General features: G+C 37.2%; 22 protein-coding genes. 13 read left to right on the top strand and 9 right to left on the bottom strand.

Features of this window, described 5'->3' with window-relative positions; all coding sequences use genetic code 11:
- Both WBG45_RS13860 and WBG45_RS13855 read right to left on the bottom strand, forming a co-directional pair.
- A partial coding sequence (locus WBG45_RS13860; RefSeq protein WP_424415459.1) for an NAD(P)-binding domain-containing protein occupies positions 1 to 831 on the bottom strand: 831 nt, incomplete at its 3' end.
- A 70-nt stretch (positions 832 to 901) separates the two neighbouring features.
- Positions 902 to 1348, bottom strand: coding sequence for a MarR family winged helix-turn-helix transcriptional regulator (locus WBG45_RS13855; protein ID WP_424415458.1), 447 nt, complete (start codon positions 1346 to 1348; stop codon positions 902 to 904).
- A gap of 96 nt (positions 1349 to 1444) precedes the next feature.
- Between WBG45_RS13855 and WBG45_RS13850 the strand changes: the two genes are divergently transcribed.
- Complete coding sequence (locus WBG45_RS13850; RefSeq protein WP_424415462.1) at positions 1445 to 1987, top strand: N-acetyltransferase family protein; 543 nt, start codon at positions 1445 to 1447, stop codon at positions 1985 to 1987.
- A gap of 4 nt (positions 1988 to 1991) precedes the next feature.
- On the opposite strand, the gene WBG45_RS13845 is transcribed toward WBG45_RS13850, so the two are convergent.
- Both WBG45_RS13845 and WBG45_RS13840 read right to left on the bottom strand, forming a co-directional pair.
- Entirely contained in the window at positions 1992 to 2363 is a 372-nt protein-coding gene (locus tag WBG45_RS13845) for a VOC family protein (RefSeq protein WP_424415457.1), read from the bottom strand.
- The gene (locus WBG45_RS13840; RefSeq protein ID WP_424415456.1) at positions 2350 to 3606 is read right to left on the bottom strand and encodes a YbfB/YjiJ family MFS transporter; all 1257 of its coding nucleotides are present in this window, start codon (positions 3604 to 3606) and stop codon (positions 2350 to 2352) included. Before WBG45_RS13840 ends, WBG45_RS13845 begins: the two co-directional genes overlap by 14 nt.
- A gap of 48 nt (positions 3607 to 3654) precedes the next feature.
- Here WBG45_RS13840 and WBG45_RS13835 point away from each other — a divergent pair, with 48 nt between their 5' ends.
- From WBG45_RS13835 to WBG45_RS13820, 4 genes are all read left to right on the top strand, one after another.
- On the top strand, positions 3655 to 4173 hold the full coding sequence (locus WBG45_RS13835) for a TraR/DksA C4-type zinc finger protein (protein ID WP_424415454.1): 519 nt from the start codon (positions 3655 to 3657) through the stop codon (positions 4171 to 4173).
- Between the two features lie 649 nt (positions 4174 to 4822).
- Positions 4823 to 5326, top strand: a complete 504-nt coding sequence (locus WBG45_RS13830; protein ID WP_424415452.1) for a GNAT family N-acetyltransferase — start codon at positions 4823 to 4825, stop codon at positions 5324 to 5326.
- A gap of 380 nt (positions 5327 to 5706) precedes the next feature.
- Positions 5707 to 6777, top strand: coding sequence for an ATP-binding protein (locus WBG45_RS13825; RefSeq protein ID WP_424415451.1), 1071 nt, complete (start codon positions 5707 to 5709; stop codon positions 6775 to 6777).
- Positions 6778 to 7056: 279 nt separating this feature from the next.
- Positions 7057 to 8127, top strand: coding sequence for a two-component system sensor histidine kinase NtrB (locus WBG45_RS13820; RefSeq protein ID WP_424415449.1), 1071 nt, complete (start codon positions 7057 to 7059; stop codon positions 8125 to 8127).
- 129 nt (positions 8128 to 8256) lie between these two features.
- On the opposite strand, the gene WBG45_RS13815 is transcribed toward WBG45_RS13820, so the two are convergent.
- Positions 8257 to 9048 carry an SDR family oxidoreductase gene (locus WBG45_RS13815; RefSeq protein ID WP_424415447.1) on the bottom strand — a complete coding sequence of 264 codons (792 nt, stop codon included), beginning with the start codon at positions 9046 to 9048 and terminating at the stop codon, positions 8257 to 8259.
- A gap of 11 nt (positions 9049 to 9059) precedes the next feature.
- Positions 9060 to 9506 carry an OsmC family protein gene (locus tag WBG45_RS13810; protein ID WP_424415446.1) on the bottom strand — a complete coding sequence of 149 codons (447 nt, stop codon included), beginning with the start codon at positions 9504 to 9506 and terminating at the stop codon, positions 9060 to 9062.
- Between the two features lie 151 nt (positions 9507 to 9657).
- Here WBG45_RS13810 and WBG45_RS13805 point away from each other — a divergent pair, with 151 nt between their 5' ends.
- The 3 genes from WBG45_RS13805 to WBG45_RS13795 all read left to right on the top strand — a co-directional run bounded on the left by WBG45_RS13805 (position 9658) and on the right by WBG45_RS13795 (position 12022).
- Complete coding sequence (locus tag WBG45_RS13805) at positions 9658 to 10053, top strand: DUF4181 domain-containing protein (protein WP_424415445.1); 396 nt, start codon at positions 9658 to 9660, stop codon at positions 10051 to 10053.
- Between the two features lie 79 nt (positions 10054 to 10132).
- Complete coding sequence (locus WBG45_RS13800) at positions 10133 to 10987, top strand: STAS domain-containing protein (RefSeq protein WP_424415443.1); 855 nt, start codon at positions 10133 to 10135, stop codon at positions 10985 to 10987.
- Positions 10988 to 11245: 258 nt separating this feature from the next.
- On the top strand, positions 11246 to 12022 hold the full coding sequence (locus tag WBG45_RS13795) for a LysM peptidoglycan-binding domain-containing protein (RefSeq protein WP_424415441.1): 777 nt from the start codon (positions 11246 to 11248) through the stop codon (positions 12020 to 12022).
- A 139-nt stretch (positions 12023 to 12161) separates the two neighbouring features.
- Here WBG45_RS13795 and WBG45_RS13790 read toward each other — a convergent pair whose 3' ends face one another.
- Genes WBG45_RS13790 through WBG45_RS13780 form a run of 3 tightly spaced genes read right to left on the bottom strand, consistent with a single transcriptional unit; the run spans position 12162 to position 14864 of the window.
- Entirely contained in the window at positions 12162 to 12827 is a 666-nt protein-coding gene (locus WBG45_RS13790) for a (2Fe-2S)-binding protein (protein ID WP_424415439.1), read from the bottom strand.
- Complete coding sequence (locus WBG45_RS13785) at positions 12827 to 13864, bottom strand: FecCD family ABC transporter permease (protein WP_424415438.1); 1038 nt, start codon at positions 13862 to 13864, stop codon at positions 12827 to 12829. The genes WBG45_RS13790 and WBG45_RS13785 overlap by 1 nt, the downstream gene beginning before the upstream one ends.
- Position 13865: 1 nt before the next feature.
- Positions 13866 to 14864 (bottom strand): FecCD family ABC transporter permease, encoded by a 999-nt coding sequence (locus tag WBG45_RS13780; RefSeq protein ID WP_424415436.1) that lies wholly within the window; start codon positions 14862 to 14864, stop codon positions 13866 to 13868.
- 119 nt (positions 14865 to 14983) lie between these two features.
- Here WBG45_RS13780 and WBG45_RS13775 point away from each other — a divergent pair, with 119 nt between their 5' ends.
- The 5 genes from WBG45_RS13775 to WBG45_RS13755 form a co-directional block, all read left to right on the top strand.
- On the top strand, positions 14984 to 15931 hold the full coding sequence (locus WBG45_RS13775) for an ABC transporter substrate-binding protein (RefSeq protein ID WP_424415435.1): 948 nt from the start codon (positions 14984 to 14986) through the stop codon (positions 15929 to 15931).
- Positions 15932 to 16035: 104 nt separating this feature from the next.
- The gene (locus WBG45_RS13770) at positions 16036 to 16236 is read left to right on the top strand and encodes a YwbE family protein (protein WP_024536645.1); all 201 of its coding nucleotides are present in this window, start codon (positions 16036 to 16038) and stop codon (positions 16234 to 16236) included.
- A gap of 17 nt (positions 16237 to 16253) precedes the next feature.
- Positions 16254 to 16649: a nucleoside 2-deoxyribosyltransferase gene (locus WBG45_RS13765; protein WP_424415433.1), complete on the top strand. Its 396-nt coding sequence runs from the start codon at positions 16254 to 16256 to the stop codon at positions 16647 to 16649.
- A gap of 158 nt (positions 16650 to 16807) precedes the next feature.
- Complete coding sequence (locus tag WBG45_RS13760; protein WP_424415431.1) at positions 16808 to 17494, top strand: Type 1 glutamine amidotransferase-like domain-containing protein; 687 nt, start codon at positions 16808 to 16810, stop codon at positions 17492 to 17494.
- Positions 17495 to 17523: 29 nt separating this feature from the next.
- Positions 17524 to 18087 (top strand): FMN-binding negative transcriptional regulator (locus WBG45_RS13755; RefSeq protein WP_424415460.1); only part of this gene is annotated, 564 nt, incomplete at its 3' end.

Below are 18087 nucleotides of genomic sequence, written 5' to 3'. Positions count from 1 at the left end.
TTGGTGAATGCGCGATCCTAGTTGACCTCTTGCTGGAAGAGCGTCTAAAGCTTCGCCACCGTATACTTCTTCCACTCTCTTTTTGCGAAGAACCCAGACGATTTCGGTCCCTTCCAGATTGGCTAATTCCAAAATAGTATTGATAGCAGAATGACCACCGCCAACTACTGCCACGCGTTTATTTTCAAATCTTGATCGATCTTTGCCTTTAATGTCTGGAATGCCATAAGTTATTTTAGATGACAGTGATTTTTCTTGCTGTGTCCAAACATTATCTGCGTTCACAGGATTCGGTTGGGCCCAAGTTCCGGTTGCGTCTATAACAGCTTTGGCATGAATACGTTCGGTTTGACCAGATGTTTCAATATATAGGACAAATGATTGATCATCGCGATTAGCATTTTTCATTTTATCTAAACCGTGTTTGCTTATCGCTACAACTTTAGCATTCAACTTGATGAATGGCTTGATTTGAGGCAAATCGGCCAAAGGCTTTAAGTAATCTTCAACTAGCTCTTTTCCAAATGGCAATCGTTTCATGACGGGGGCTTTCCAGCCATTGTCTTCTAAAAGCTTTAAAGCGACTTTATCGACATTGTATTGCCAAGAAGAGAATAAACGAACGTGGCCCCATTGCAAAATATTCATGCCAACTGAATGGCCAGATTCGAAAATGACGAACTTTTCATTTTTAGCGGATAAATGTGCAGCAGCCGCAAAGCCAATTGGTCCTGCACCAATAATCGCGATTGGCAAAGTTGATGAATCCTGTTTTATAGATGGTTCACAACAATTCGTTAGGATATTAAAACTCATTTTTTTACCTGTCATTTGAATTCCTCATTTCTTATATTTGTAAAATGCAAGTATATGGTGATAAAGAAAGCAAGATGTCTCTTGCTTATAGGTAGGGTGTACAGCACACGCTTGATTTAGCCATGGCGTTGTTTAATAATTTAATGGAGCGTAACACGGTCTCTTGTTCAAATTCATTCATATGGGAAAATATTTCATCTAAGTATGCATTCATTGATGATTCTATTGATTGTGCTAGTTTTTGTCCTTCTTCAGTTAAAGATAAGTTGTAAAAGCGTTTATCGTCTAAAGAAGGGGACTTGGAAACTAATTTCATTTTGATTAAGGTTTGAATTTGGCGACTAAAAGTCGTAACGTCAATTGCTAGAGTATCGGCAATTTGTTGCATCGTTGGACTGTGTTGTTTCCCGATTTCATATAATATATGACTATGCACTGTTGAAATCTCTATACCTTCAGCAGTACAACAGTTTTTATTCAAAAGACCGAAGCGGCGAGTTAATGTTTGAAAAAGATCACGTTTGTTATCCATGTTTCACCTCTTTAATCTATTTATACGCTTGTTGATTGCAAAATGCAACTACTTTGATAAAATTAATTTTAAAAAGAATGGAGCCTGACCGTGGAAATAAATATTCGTTATATGACACCTAAAGATTGGCCACAAGTAAAAGACATTTATGAAGAAGGCATAAAATCTAAAAATGCCACATTTGAAACACAAGCACCTACATTTGAGAAATGGATGGAAGCTGCTCACCCTCAATGTCATTTGGTTGCAGAAGAAAATAATCAAGTGTTGGCATGGGCGAAAGTGCTCTTTACATCTGCACGGCCAGTCTATGCAGGCGTTGGAGAAGTCAGCATCTATGTGCATCCAAATGCTAAAGGCAAAGGTGTTGGCAGGAAACTACTTCAAGAACTCATTACTGTATCCGAGCAACAAGGATTTTGGACATTAAAAGCAGTCATATTCCCCGAAAATGTAGCAAGTATTAATCTCCATAAAAAATGTGGATTTCGTGTGGTTGGAACGCATGAAAAGATGGGGGAAATGGATGGGGTTTGGCGAGACAATGTCGTTATGGAAAGACGCAGTGACACAGTTGGTGTGGAAGAAAACTCCCGCAAGAAGCGGAAGTCGGGTTGGATAAACTTATTTTTCGAGTAATTTTTTATTCTGCTAGCCATTCTAAAAATTCTAATCGATTACCAAAAGGATCATTTACATAAAACCGTTTTGCACCTGGTAATCGATCGTCGTGCTGAATAGCTACACCTTTCTCTGTTATCTGGGAAGCGAGTGCTTCTATATCGGACACTTCGAAAGCTGGATGTGCTTTTTTTGCTGGAAGGAAAGATTCTTCAATGCCCACGTGAATATGAATATGTCCATTTGAAAACCATACGCCACCATTTTTCTTTAATTCAAGGGGTTTTTCGACTTCTTGCAAGGAAAGAACATCTTGAAAAAATGTACGAGCTTTGTCTTCACCGCCAGTTGGTGCTGCTAGTTGAATATGATCAATTCGTTTAATTAACATCATTGTTTTCCACCCTCTCTTGATTAACTAATGGGAGTAAAAACAGAGCGCCGATAAAAACAAGAAAAGCTGCGCCTGAAAGTGCCCATGAATAACTTTCTGTTTCTGCAGTTAAAACTCCTGCAAGAGAAGGTCCTATCATTTGCCCAAGCGCATAAATAGTCGTCATAATCGCGATAATTCGTGCGCTTCCAAGAGGGTTCTTGTTTCGGGCATACGCTGTTGCAAGTGTCGTAACTCCCATAAAAGTTGCACCAAATAAAATAGCACTTACATAAAAACTTGCAGAAGAAGTAGAAATAGCTGGTAATACAATACCAACTGCTTGAATCACTAATAAAATCATTAGTGACAACATATAGCCATATTTATTGCCAAAGTACGCCCAAATGACACAGGAAGGGATGGCTGTTAACCCAACTAATACCCAAACACTTGTGGCATTTCCACTAAAAGCAGGTGTCTGTTCAGCGATGGCTACGATGAAAGTTCCTGTGACTATATAGCCTAACCCTTCTAGACCATAAGATGCCAGTAACCAAGGTAGCCATTTAGGGTTTTTAATAGTCTTAACATGCTTTGGTGATGGCGTTACGGGAAGTGCTGTATCATCGTCTTTAACAGTGAGAAAGACGATGATACTTAATAAACCAGCTAAGCAAGCAAGGCCGATCCAAGCACCTTCATAGTGAAAGGTCTCTATTAATAGAGGGACAAGTAATCCAGAAACGAAAATTCCAAGACCAACCCCACCATACATAACCCCAACCCATCCGAGTTTTCTTTGCTTGGCCAGTTGATCGAGAATTAAACTTGAAGCTAAGACGAAAACAAAGGCACTGGTTATGCCAGACAAAAATCGCCACAACATCCAAGATTGATGACTATATGTAAGACCCATCAATAACGTTAATAAAATACTAATAATAATACTAATTCGTAAAAGAATAGCGCGATTCTTTTTTAATGGAACAATACTTGCAATAAGTGCACCCACCAAATACCCTGCGTAATTACTAGAAGCTAAAAAGCCAGCAAAGCGTGTTGAAAATCCTGTTTCTTGTTGCATAAAAGGAAGGATGGGTGTGTAGGCAAATCGCCCAATACTCATGGCAATAAAAAGAGCAAAAACACCACCGATGACAAGTGTATATGGATTTCTAGACAAGGCGATCCCCCCAATATTTTCTTTTTCCATCATACTCCTTTGACTCGAAATTTCAAAAGAAGGTTTGATTTTCGTCATAAAGGTAATAGATAGGAAATAGCGAAAAGAATATTGGAGGAACAACAAATGAATGAAAAACAAATAAAACAATTAAAAGATCAACTTACTCAAGACTTGAAAGATGTAAAGGGACGTCTACATGATGACAGCCATTTAGAAACGACAGAGCTTTCTAATTATGATAATCATCCAGCAGATAATGCGACGGATTTAACAGATCAAAATACGGAAATGGCCATTGAACATCACAAAGAAGAAGAAGTTGAACAAATTGAAGATGCTTTGCAAGCGATTGAGAATGGAACTTACGGAGTTTGTGCAGTTTGCGGTGAAGACATTCCGTTTGAACGATTGGAAGCATTACCATTTGCTCAAACATGTATTGAACACGCTAATCATGATCTTGACTCAGAGAGTAGACCTTCCGAAGAAGCAATTCTTGGATCCTCTACTGAACATCCCGTTAAGGATGAAGGAGGAATTCGTGATTATAATGATAGCTTTGAGGAAGTAGAGGATTTTGGATCTTCTGACTCTCCACAAGATGCTGAAAAAGAAGATCAAAAAAACTTTTATAAAAAATAAACTAGTAAACGGAGATTCCCATGCGGAGTCTCCGTTTTTTCTTTATACGAAAGAGCGTCAAAAGCGAACTCGAAACTTGTACCCTCCTAAATGCATTCCAAGTTTCGAATTGTAGTGGTAGTATATTTATTAAAAATGATGCTTCATGCTCAAGCGGCATGTTAGGCACAGGGTACCAAATCGATTGTTTTATAATTTCAACAGCATTCTTTTACATAGGTTTATTTAATTATGAAAATGAGTCAATTTCATAATTGCCTTTTGATGAATGATACATGAATATTTGAAGTGTATTCTTTTGAATTTGATAAGTATTTCGCTAATTTGATTGGAGTGAAGGGCGGCCAAAAACATCTGCTCCTGCGGTTACTCGTCGCAAAGATACTGGACGAATGACAGTTCGTCCAATATCTTTCCGGCGGGAAAAGTGTGTCCAGGTGTGACCCCGCAGGAGCAATCTTTTCTGCGACGAGGAGGCATACGGACCACCCGCGGAAAGCGTCCGCCCGAAACGAAAATCGACAGAATCTTTGTTTTTAGAATCTTCGTGTTTACATCCGGTTTTATGTATTATGAAATTGACTTAAATGGAAATAATTTTCCTTATACAAATATCTACTATGTGATTTTTTCTTGGGAGGAATTCAAAATGAAACTAGTCAAGCCTTCACTAGATTGGAAAGAACAACATGAGGATTACATGGAGGAGTGGGGGTTTGAACGAATGGTTCCAAGTAGCCTGGACTTTACTGGATTTCCTTCATATGAAGAGTTTTTAAGTGCATTAGAAGAACGGGCACAAGGAAAAGGGCAGTGGGTACCAAGTTCTCATTATTTTTTAGTGAATAATATGAATCAAATAATAGGTATGATTGATATACGTCATGAACTCAATGAGTATTTGCGAACGATAGGTGGCCATATCGGCTATGGTATTAGGCCATCTGAACGTAAGAAAGGGTATGCAACTTATTTATTACAAGAAGCTCTCGCCAAATGTAAAGAGCTTAATATTAACCAAGTTTTGATTACCTGTAATGAAGAGAATATTGGCTCTGCTAAAGTCATTCTAAATAATGGAGGAGTAGAAGAAGATTTATTTATTACTGAAGAAGGATTAATGAAGAGAAGATTTTGGATATCTTTAAACTAACTTGAATCGAGAACGAATGTTTTAAGTGTGACTATGATTAATTTAACTAGTAAATTTAAGTTCCGAAATAATATCTATTATATAGATATTGCTTTTTTGTGATACAATTAGCCTATTATGCAGTTTCAAATATATGTAAAATGATGCTATATTACTATGAAGTCATTATCTTATTAGAAGTACCCCTACAAAAAGCAAAAAATCATCAGAAATGATTCTAAAAATGGTAAAAATATGTTTTCAAACTCGAATTAATCAGTTACAATGTTAATTATAAGAAAATTCGAATTAGTCAATTATTTTACTGCGATAATAATCGTTTTAGACGATTTTTAAGATCCCTCACCTACTTGTCCAGTTCGATAGATTGGAGCGGATTCATGAATCAAGTATTAGAATCTATGAAATCAAAAGAAATTCTAAATAGTGAAGCTATGTACAAACAAATTATTGAATATTCCGTCGAAACGATTTTCATTCATTTAGAAAGTAAGTTTCTCTACATTAACCAAGCAGGTGCAGACTTTTTAAAAGCGCTAAAGGGAGAAATAATAGGGGGTAACGTATTATCCATTTTTTCCGAGGATGAGAAAGACTTAATTCGTGAACGAATTGAGCAAGCGATGTGTGGAGAAGTAACCCAGGCCATAGAAAAAACCATCATAAGGTTTGATGGAAGTCTGGTTGATGTCGAACTATATTGCCACCCTGTTCAATACGGAGATAAACGAGCCATTCAAACTGTTTTGCGTGATATTACGATACGCAAAGAGACCGAAAAAATGTTACAAGATCGACAAAAATTAGCATCTATCGGACAAATAGCTGCGGGCATCGCACATGAAGTGAAAAATCCACTCACTTCAGTTAAAGGTTTTTTACAATTATTAAAGGAAACTAATTCACATCCTTATTTATTTACGATGGAAAATGAATTAGAAAAAGCAATTGATACATTGCAGAACTTACTACAAGTATCTAAACCAAATCTTCACGAAGAACCAATTATCAAAATAGATGTATGCAAAGAACTGAACTCTCTCATGTTATTATTCCAGGACAAGTTATATAATATAGAAATAAAAATGGATGTTCGAGATTGTGATAAACATATTTTGGGCAAAAAGAATTTATATTTGAAAGCGTTTTTTAATTTAATGAAAAATGCAGTTGAAGCAATGCCATTGAATGGAATACTGCGCATTGAACACTATTTTCAAGATGACTATGTGCATGTGAAAATTAGCGATACGGGTGTTGGCATTCCTAAAGAGAAAATGAATTTACTTGGAACTCCGTTTTTTTCAAGTAAAACTGATGGGACCGGGTTGGGCTTGACTCAAGTTTTTACCACTATTAATGATCATAACGGACAAATTTCTGTTCACAGCGTTGTGAATAAAGGGACGACATTCCATTTGAAATTACCTCAAAATCCGGGTGGTATGTAGGGACCAAACTTTGGTGTATTCCAAGAAACAATGTATTGATTTAACTGGATGAAATGGCAGGTAGTTCACTTCAATTTGTGAACGTACATTTGGTGTACTAATACTTATGCAGCACTATAGTGATATAAAAAAGGGCCGTTCAATTGGTTGGGACATGATAAATATTTGTTCTTTTAAGAAAGAACAGCTCCACATAAATACCAGTCCATCGGCCGTTCTAATGTTAGAGCGGTTTTTTCCTTTATGGAATATCTTACTTTAATAGAAAGGAGTCTAAAAATGAATCAAATGTTAGAGTCAAATACCAAAGACAGGCTTCAAAATGAAACAATATATTGTCAGATATTAGAGTATTCTGTTGAGACAATTTTTCTTCATGTCGATCAAAAAATTTTATATATTAATCAGGCTGGTGCGGATTTTCTAAAAGGTTCAAAAAAAGACATCATTGGTGCGAATCCATTGTGTATTATTCCAGATTTCTATAAACCAAAGATTACTGAACGCATTCAAAAAGCAATGATGGCTGCAGGACCAATAGAAGTAATCGAACAATCGATTGCACGATTGGATGGGACATTTGTGGATGTGGAATTTTATTGTCAACCAGTCCAGTTTGGAGGTCGGAAAGCTATTCAAACGGGTTTAAGAGATATTACTAAACGGAAGAATTCTGAAAGACAATTGAATGAACGAGAAAAATTAGCTTCTATTGGGCAAATGGCAGTTGGAATCGCACATGAAGTCAAAAATCCATTAACTTCTGTGAAAGGATTTTTACAACTAATAAAAGAGACGAATACACATCCATATTTACTAGCAATGGAATCGGAACTTGAAAAAGCTATTGATACACTACAAAATTTGTTACAGGTATCAAAGCCGAATCTATATTCTGAGCCAATAACTAAAATTGACTTGTGCAAGGAATTATCATCCCTTATCTTTTTATTTCAAGATAAGTTATATAACACTGAAATTGAAATGGATTTACGCAACTCAGATAAAATGATAATCGGGAAGAAAAATTTGTTTTTAAAAGCATTTTTTAATTTAATAAAGAATGCATTAGAAGCTGTGCCGGAAAAAGGCAAGATTAGAATTGAACATTATTTTCGGGATGACTGTATTTATGTGAAAATTAGTGATAATGGCATTGGAATTCCAAAAGATAAGATAGATTTTTTGGGAACCCCTTTTTACTCAAGTAAAGGTGAAGGAACGGGTCTTGGTCTTACTCAAGTATTCACGACTGTAAAGGAGTATGGAGGAACGGTACAAGTTGAAAGTGAATTAGGAATAGGGACAACTTTTTTAGTGAAATTACCTCTCCATCCAACTTCTTGCTAAAAGTGGCATATGCCAAACTAAAATATATTGAAAATGTCCATTCAGAGTCCATGAAAAGGGCATTTTTTATTTTCAGCTATACCATTGCAACAAAAAGCACCAATCTATAAAAGATGGGTGCAGTAAAGATTATAAAGCTTTTAACATTCCACCATCAATGATGAGTGATTGACCAGTCATATATGTATTTGCCGGAGATGCAATAAATAGTACAACTTTGGCAAATTCTTCAGGTTTCCCATAGCGTCCAATTGGAATAAGATTTTGGCTAGTTTTAATTACGTCTTCAATAGAAAGGCCTTGTCGATCAGCCGCCATTTGATCTAATTCGGCAACACGGTCTGTTGCTATACGACCTGGACCAATCGTATTCACCAAGATATTATTCTTGGCGTACTCACGGGCTAAGCTCTTTGTCAGTCCAACCATCCCGGCTCTGAACGTATTGGAAAGAATTAATCCATCAATTACTTCTTTCGTAGAAGAGGAAGCGATATTAATGATACGACCAAAATCATTTGCTTGCATATATGGCAATACGGCACGTGTAGTCCGGATATAACTTAGTAAGTTTTTCTCAAACGCAGCCATCCATTCTTCATCAGCTAAATCTTTAAATCCTCCTGCAGTTGGTCCTCCTGTATTATTAATTAATACATCCACACCACCAAATTCTGCGTTTACCCATTTGAATAGAGCGCTCAATTCAACTGATGAAGACATGTCACAAGTTTTATGATAGACATTAGGGTTATTTGTCAGTTCCTTAATTTCTCCAACTGTCTGCGACAATGTATCTTCATTGCGACTAGATAAAAGGACGGTCGCTCCTTCTTTAGCAAACTCAAGAGCTATTGCTTTCCCTAGGCCCTTACTTGATGCAGTAACTAAAACGATTTTATCTGTTAGGTTTAAATTCACTGATATTCCTCCTATATAACTTGAGTAACTTCAATATTTTCTTCTAAGTCAATTTCAACATTACCTTTGAGCGCACGGCTAATCATGCATGAGCTCTCTGCTTTTCTTACTAGTTTTTGTGCTAATTGCAAATCTTGTTCAGATTGTAAGATAAGGTGTGGACGATGAATGATTTTTTTATAGGTTATTATCCCATTACTAATATCGACAATTCCTTCAGACGTCATCGTTAAACTGTTCTTGTTGATTTTGCTACGTTCTAGCATCGCTGCGAGCGTAATAATATAACAGGTAGCAGCTGCGCCAAGTAACATTTCGTCCGGATTCGTACCAATACCTGGTCCATCCATTTCAGGTGGAATTGAAATCTTTGTATATAAGTTAGCAGTTTCGATTGTTCCTACGTCATTACGAAGTCCTGGCCAATTTGCGGTCAAATGAAAAGAATGTAGTGCCATCTAACTCCTCCTTCTATGTCTTTTTCTAGTGTAATAGATTTTATCGAATAATATAGTATGGAAGATTCGGAATTTGAAACTTTTCACAGGAATTTTTCGTAAAGGGGCAAAGGTCTTTTTTACACCGGTATTAGAAAGGGAAGTGAAAAAAATGTTCTTTATTAAAGGAATTGTTTTTATTCTAATTGTAGTGGGCATTTTTGTAACAGGCGAAAAGGTGTTACGAAAAAAATTCGACATCAGTAAACGAGATAAGAATCGACCTCGCTATGTAAATAAGGTTCATATGTGGGGAGAAAATTTAATATTGATTGCATTCATAGCAAGTATGTTTTTTGTCACCGTTGAATTCTCAGAAACACGTTGGATAGGTTTAGGTGTGGCTTTCTTCTTCTTACTAATTGAATTTTTCCGGGCTTTAATGGAATGGATATATCAAAAGGAACAGCGTGAATATATAATTCATCTATTTGCTGCACTTATTATAATAATATTTGTCCTAGTAGCGGCATATACGAACTGGCTTGATTTATTACTAGGATTCTAAATCTCCATTAATTTTGCGTAGTTTAACAGAAGTGGTACACTAAGACTACATAGTACTGGTGTAAAGGATGTGTAAATACATGGATGAAAGAATGCTTGATTTAAAAAGTAGGAGCTTTCAAAACTTCGAGGAAGCAGCTGAAAGTATTTTACACATGATGAGTAAAATCGTCGCAATGAATACATTATTCATTGCAAAAAACGATAACAATACCAATCGTATTGTTAAAGCAGTGAACTTAAAAGAGTCACTGGTTAACGAAGGGGAAGAATTACCGTTTAAAGAAACCTTTTGTAAATTGAGTGTAGACCATGGCCGAGAAATATTAGTTATTGAAGATATAAATGAATTTGAACAATCTCAATCTCTTCAAGTAACGGCAGATTTAGGTGGTGGATCGTTCATAGGAATTCCGATTTATTATGAAAATGGTGATAACTATGGAACGATATGCGGATTAGATACTAGCAACGTGACGTTTTCGCCTCAGCAAATAGAAATATTTGAAACGATGTCTTCGATACTTACATATGTGTTGGAACTGGACAAAGCAAATCAACATATCCACACATTAACTGCCCCATTAGTACCTATAACGAGAGGCGTGGCTATCTTACCAATTATTGGCGATATTTCGGCGAAGCGAGCAGAAAGTATTATCCAAATTGCTTTAGCAAAGAGTCAAGATTATGATTTGGACTACTTAATTGTTGATTTATCTGGAGTAACCCAGATTAATGCGACTGTTAGCGGTGCCCTTTTAAAACTTGTAAAGATATTAGAAATTATTGGAGTCAAGCCGATTTTAACAGGCTTCCAACCTCACATGGCAATGAGTGCTTTACAAGTTCATGCCGATCTAAAAGATATCGCAATTGAGTCTAATTTGGAGAGAGCACTCCATCGAATCGGTTTTGTATTATCCCGTGAATAAAGATAGTAGAAGAAACACCTTCCGCAAATGGAAGGTGTTTTTTTGTTTTCACATTCTACTGACTTATCGAAATCGCAATCAATTTATTGAGTAATGTATATTATTATCTGAAAATGGCTATTAATGTATATATTACGTGTGTGACAGAACGTCGACTTCTGTCATGTAATTGATAAGTTCTACACACGTTTTTGCAATAGGTCTGACATGTCAGGGTGTTATGATGATGGTCGTTAGTGAAAAGGAGGAAATTCATTTATGAAAAAGAAAATCGTTGCACTAACTGCAATTGCAGTATTATCAGTAGGGACGGCAGCACAAGCAGCTGCATCTAGCGTTCACACGGTACAATCAGGAGATACATTGTGGTCTATTTCCAAAGACAATAATGTTAGTGTTGAAGAATTACAAGCTTGGAACGAGTTAGATTCTACTCTTATATATCCATCTCAAGACCTTAAAGTAGAAGATAAAGTGGAAACATATGTTGTTGTTAAAGGTGATTCACTATATAAAATCGCAACTAAACACAATATTTCAGTGGATGATTTAATGAATTGGAATAATATTTCAAGTGATTTAATTTTCCCAGGTGAAGAGTTTGTATTGCAAGGAACAAAAGCTTCTACGACCAATAAAACGGCTCAAAAAGCAACTGCTCCTGTTTCAGCACCAGCTTCAGCACCAGTTCAAAAAGCACCATCTGCTCCTGTAGCAGTTAAAGCACCTGCTTCTTCAACTGCAGGAAAAGAAATGACTGTGACTGCAACAGCATACACAGCATATTGTGCAGGTTGTTCAGGTACAACAGCAACAGGAATCGACTTACGAGCAAATCCGAATCAAAAAGTAATTGCAGTTGATCCATCAGTGATACCACTTGGTTCACGTGTATGGGTTGAAGGTTATGGTGAAGCAATCGCCGGAGATACTGGCGGAGCAATTAAAGGTAACATTATTGATCTATTCATGGAAAATAAGCAAGACGCATTAAACTGGGGACGTCAAACAGTTACCATTAAAATCTTAGATTAATACATTGAAAAAGGAGGAGCAACCGGCTCCTCTTTTTTTGTGCAGAAAATGTATATCTGAAATAGATTGATTGTAAGAGTGAAATTTGAAAATAGCATCAAAAAAGCTTGAGCAGTTTAGTTGGCTCAAGCTTTTTTACTTATAAAGGACAAGTCGAACATGATTTAACGGCACCTGTCGTTTGATAATACAGACAACATGTTTTGCGTAAATTACTTTTATCGCACTGATAAATAGCTAAAGGATGTTGTTTTCTAACTCCATACTCACTGGCAGGCATGTCGATTAACTGTTGAAAAGTATTGGTATCTTGAAGTTTAGTAATGAAAATCCACTTTATATAAGTACAAATATTTTCAAACAGAACAACACGGGATATGCCCTTTTCTTGAGCAAGTAATTCAACTAGAGGTACAAGTGTTTGTGCATATAAATCTTTTGTAATCCAGTCAACTATGTTCTGATAAAATTCCCCAGTCTTTAAAGGGAACGAATAAATAGGGTGCCAACTAGCATTTGTTGATTCTTCAGTAATCGTGATAAAAGTACATTCATTGGAATGTAATAATACTTCGTGTTTAGTGCGCGCATAAATCATAAGGGCTACAGCATATCCAAGTCGTTTTGCTGTCATCGAAGCAGCGTGTGCTCGTGTAGGACTCCCAAATTCATTCATTAATCTAGCTAAATGTTGATCTCGGACGGTTTCGTCAAAAAAATCTTTGATTGTTAACGAGTCGATAATTGGTTGATTTGAATGCCAACGAAAATTCGCTTCCATGTCTTTTTTCAAAACACTTTGCATTATGAACCACCCTTTTTCCGCTCTGTTATTAATAAGAAAATAAAATACGGTGCGCCTACAGCTGCTGTCCATACACCAGCAGGAACTTCTACTGGGGCAAATGCTACACGTGCAATCCAATCGGCAATTAGGACAAGTAGCGCACCAATTCCGGCTGAAAATAACACCATCGATTGAAATTTCGGTCCTACAATTCTTCTAGCAATATGAGGTGCGAGCAATCCTACAAAACCAATTCCCCCTGCAAAGGCAACAGCTACCCCAGTTAAACCGGTACTTAATAAAAGCAAAAGAACACGATTTCTTTGAACCCGAGAACCAACTCCAGTGGCAATATCGTCACCAAGTTCAAGAATATTCATTTGCCTACGCATTAACAGAGAAATCGCAATTAATAGAAGAGCCCATGGCATAATTACATAAACTTGAGACCAATTCGCTCCATATATACTTCCTGTCGTCCAAATTGTTGCTTGGCTTGCTTGGTATATAGGTCCCATCAGTATCCATACAGTTGTACCTGCTTGCATAAATGCTGCAACTGCAATACCAATTAATAAAAGTCGGAAGGGAGCAATGCCATTTTTCCATGACAATAAAAAGACAACTAGAGCCGTAAATGTGGCACCTAGAAAAGCGAATAACGGTAACCATTGTATGCTCACTGTTAAAGCATTATTTTCATCTGAGAATAGTGTTAAAAATAATACAACAGCGAATGATGCACCAGCAGTGACTCCGATTAAATCCGGAGAAGCAAGTGGATTTTTCGTAATGCCTTGTAAAATTGCCCCTGAAACAGCCAGTGCCATTCCGACAAATAAAGCCATCATGATGCGAGGTAATCTAAAGTCGACTACAATGGTACGGTCAAATTCATCTCCGTAACCAAATAATGCAGCCACTACTTTTGATGGGGATAAAGGAAATTCTCCTGAACCAGCTGACAACATCATAACTACAGCAACTACAGAAAATACAACAATTGTGGCTATAAAGGGATGGCGAGTAAAGTCGAGTCGAGTGAAAATCTTCATCTTAGATCCCCAACTTTCTGCGTGCCACAAAAATAAAGAAAGGCACACCAATTAGGGCCGTCATGACACCTACAGGTAGCTCTTGAGGCATTAATATATAACGACTTCCAATATCTGCGAGTAGTAAAAGTGCAGCGCCACCCATTGCTGAATAAGGTAGAATCCAGCGATGATCAAGTCCGACCAATGACCGAATTAAATGAGGAATAATGATACCCACAAACCCGATAGGTCCAGCAACTGCTACAGCAGAACCAGCCAAAATAACAGCACAAGCACCGAAGAAAAACTTGATCCATACGGTTCTTTGACCAAGTCCAACTGCCACATCGTCACCAATACTTAAAACATTAAGTTCTTTCGCACGTATGAAAGAAAGCAATAAAGCCACAATCATATAAGGCAATGCGGTAAAAAGTAAACCGAGAGGTCGATTAGCTACTGAACCCGCTAACCAGAACAATACTTGATCCAGTGCGGTTTCATTTAAAACTAAAAGTCCTTGCGTAAAAGATGCAAATAATGCAGTAATAGCAGAACCGGCCAATGTTAATTTAAGAGGAGTCAATCCTTCTCGACCTGTACTGCTCAAAATAAATACTAATAAAAAAGCAAATGTTGCCCCTGCAAAACTAAGCCACATATATGATTGCAAGCTTTGAATAGATAAAAAAACGACGCCAACAACGACGAAGAAACTCGCGCCGGCATTCACTCCTAAAATACTTGGTGAAGAAAGTGGGTTTCTAGTAATGGACTGCATTATGGCACCGGACACGCCAAGACATGCTCCTATGAATCCAGCAATAAGTGCACGTGGTAGCCGAACATCACGGATAATAAGGTGATTATTTGAACTAGTCGGATGAAAAAAAGATGAGTATGCATCCTGCCACGTTGTATTTGTATAGCCATAAACCAAACTGGCGCTCATAAGAAAAAGGATGGAAATCATGCCAATTGCAATTCCCCATCCGCGGGTGGTATTTGTATGTAACATATATGACCTCTAAATTTTTTATTTTAAAAACGCTTGTTGACAAATAAAATCGTAGCATATAAAGTACTAATTGTAAATGAAATTCATTCTCAATTGAGTGATAAAAAGGAGAAAACTAAATGAAAAAATTAAGTCTTTTATTAATAGCTCTTATGCTAGTTGTTTTAGCTGCATGTGGAAAAACAGAAGACAAATCTTCGACAAGTAATGAAGAGAAGGCATCAGAAAAAAGCTACACAGTGACACACGCTATGGGAGAAACGACGATCAAAGGTCAACCGAAACGTATAGTTGTATTAACGAACGAGGGTGTGGAAGCTGTCCTAGCTATGGGAATAACACCAGTAGGAGCGGTTGAAGCATTTACGGGAGATACTTGGTACAAGCATACAGCTGAGCAATTAAAAGATACAAAAGCAGTGGGTAACGAATCAGAACCTTCACTTGAAGCCATTGCTGCACTAAAACCAGATTTAATTATAGGAAATAAAATGCGCCAAGAAAAAGTTTATGATCAATTGAACAAAATTGCTCCAACAGTATTCGCTGAAACGTTGCGTGGAGATTGGCAAGAAAACTTTAAACTTTACTCGAAAGCGATTAATAAAGAAGAAGTAGGACAAGAAAAATTAGACGAATACAATAATCGTATTGAAGAGTTGAAAACAACTTTTGGAGACAAAACTCAACAAAAAGTATCTATGGTTCGATTTATGGCAGGAGATGTACGTATTTACCATAAAGATTCATTCTCAGGTGTGATTTTAGAGCAACTTGGATTTGCACGTCCTGCTGAGCAAGACTTACCTGACTTCGCAGAAAAAGGCGTAACAAAAGAACGAATTCCAGCAATGGACGGCGACATTATGTTCTACTTCACATATGAAACTGGAGATAAAGAAGCAACGAAATTAGAAGAAGAATGGATTAACGATCCCTTATTCCAAAACCTTGAAGTAGCAAAAGCGAAAAAAGTATTTAAAGTAGATGACACGATTTGGAACACGGCTGGTGGGTATTTAGCTGCTGATTTGATGTTAGACGATTTAGAAACTTACTTTAAATAAGAAATAATTGAAGCTTAAAAAAGCCAGTGCTTTGACAATTCGGAATTGTCAAAGCACTGGCTCTTTTTGTGATAAAATAGAGCAAATAGAAAGGGTGAACAATCATGACGAATGGTCAAATTCGAGCTGATGTAAAACCGGGTTTAGAAGTAAATGTGATATTGAAGAAAGACCAACGTTCAGGCGTTAAAACAAAAGGAATTGTAAAGGATTTGCTAACTAATTCTCCACGTCATCCTCACGGTATTAAAGTTCGACTAGAAGATGGACAAGTAGGTCGTGTGTGTGAAATTTTAAATTCTTAACGTTGGGTGGTTTGGATATGAATTTTTACGTGGCATCTAGTTTCCAAAACAAGCAATTAGTTAATGAAGTGTCACAGCATCTCATGCAAAATGGATGGCATCTTACATACGATTGGACTCAAAGTGAACGAGCTATTTCGCTAGATGTCTTACAAAAAATTGGCATGCTTGAAAAACAAGCAATCGCAAATTCAGATATCGTGGTTGTAATATTGCCCGGTGGCAAGGGAACTCATATTGAACTTGGATTAGCAATTGCATGGGGAAAAAAGATCTTTCTTTATTCACCGGACTTAGAGGCACTCAACATGCAGACGACCAGTACATTCTATCATTTACCTGAAGTACAGATTTGTGAAGGGTCCATTGAAGAATTAATTTTAACAATCCTTAGTAGTTCTCAGAAGAAGTAAACAGTGAAGATTCCAGCGGGAATAGCGAAGTGCAGAAATCCACTCGGACGTTAAGTACGAGTTAGTTCGGCGCAAGCCCTCGGAAAGCGTAACTATTTTGCGGAATATTAACAGCAACATTTAAGCCTATTTGAAAAATAGCAGGAGGAGATGACGAAATGAGACAAGTGATTGCTCTAGGTGGTGGAGGCTTTTCCATGGAGCCAGAAAATCCATTATTGGACAGATATATTTTGCAACAAAGTAAGAAAGAGAACCCAAAAGTTTGTTTTATTGGTACAGCTAGTGGCGATGCAGAAGGATATATCGAACGATTCTACAACTTCTTTCGATTAGAAAAATGTGAACCATCACATTTCTCACTGTTTAAACCACATACACGAGATATTAAGAATTTTATTATGAATCAAGATATTATTTACGTAGGTGGTGGCAATACCAAAAATCTAATGGCACTTTGGCGTGAGTGGGAACTTGATGTAATGCTAAGGCAAGCTTACGACAAAGGAACAATACTTGCAGGTCTAAGTGCAGGGTCGCTTTGTTGGTTTGAAGAAGGCATTACGGATTCCTATGGTTCAGAACTTGAACCCATCTCTTGTCTTGGCATACTGCGAGGTAGTCATTGCCCTCACTATGATGGTGAAGAGAATCGAAGACCTGCTTATCAAAAATTCATTCAAGCTGGAACGATTGGGAGTGGTTTTGCTGCTGATGATGGCGTTGCCCTTCACTTTATTGATGAAGAGTTGCATCGAGTGGTTAGCTCTCGACCTAATGCACAAGGTTATCGAGTGGATAGGGACAAGGAGACGAACTTACCTACTATATTTTTAGGTTTATAAGCTAGTAGCGGAAAAGGGAGGTGTAGACTATTTACATTCCATCTTATTTCGAATTAAAGAGTGAAAAAGATATTCACGAAGTAATAATGGACAATGGCTTTGCAACGCTTACGTCTGTTCATGAAGGGAAATTGACTGCTACACATCTTCCATTACTGTTAAGTGATGATAAGAAGACACTAATTGGTCATTTTTCAAAAGGAAATCAACAATGGAAAGACATAGAAGGGCAAGAAGTATTGGTAGTATTCCAGGGTCCCCATTGTTATATTTCTCCGTCATGGTATGAAAACCAAGATACAGTTCCGACGTGGAATTATGTCACTGTTCACGTAAACGGAAAGGTTCAATTGTTGAAAGATGAAGATCCTCGACTATGGCAATCTATGGTGAATTTAACGGACAAATATGAAGACCCAATGAGTCTTTACAATTTACACGATGTTGATCCAACCTATATCGCGGCGTTATCGAAAGGCGTGATCGGCTTTACCATTTCTATCGATAAACTCGAAGGGAAAGCAAAGCTTAGTCAAAATCACTCGAAAGAACGAGTGGAGCGGGTGATTGCCGAACTATCGAAAATAGGTAAG

This window comes from Paenisporosarcina sp. (genome assembly GCF_049671445.1).
GTDB lineage: Bacteria > Bacillota > Bacilli > Bacillales_A > Planococcaceae > Paenisporosarcina.
The sequence above is the reverse complement of the archived record's forward strand: the minus strand, read 5'-3'. Positions and strand labels throughout refer to the sequence as shown.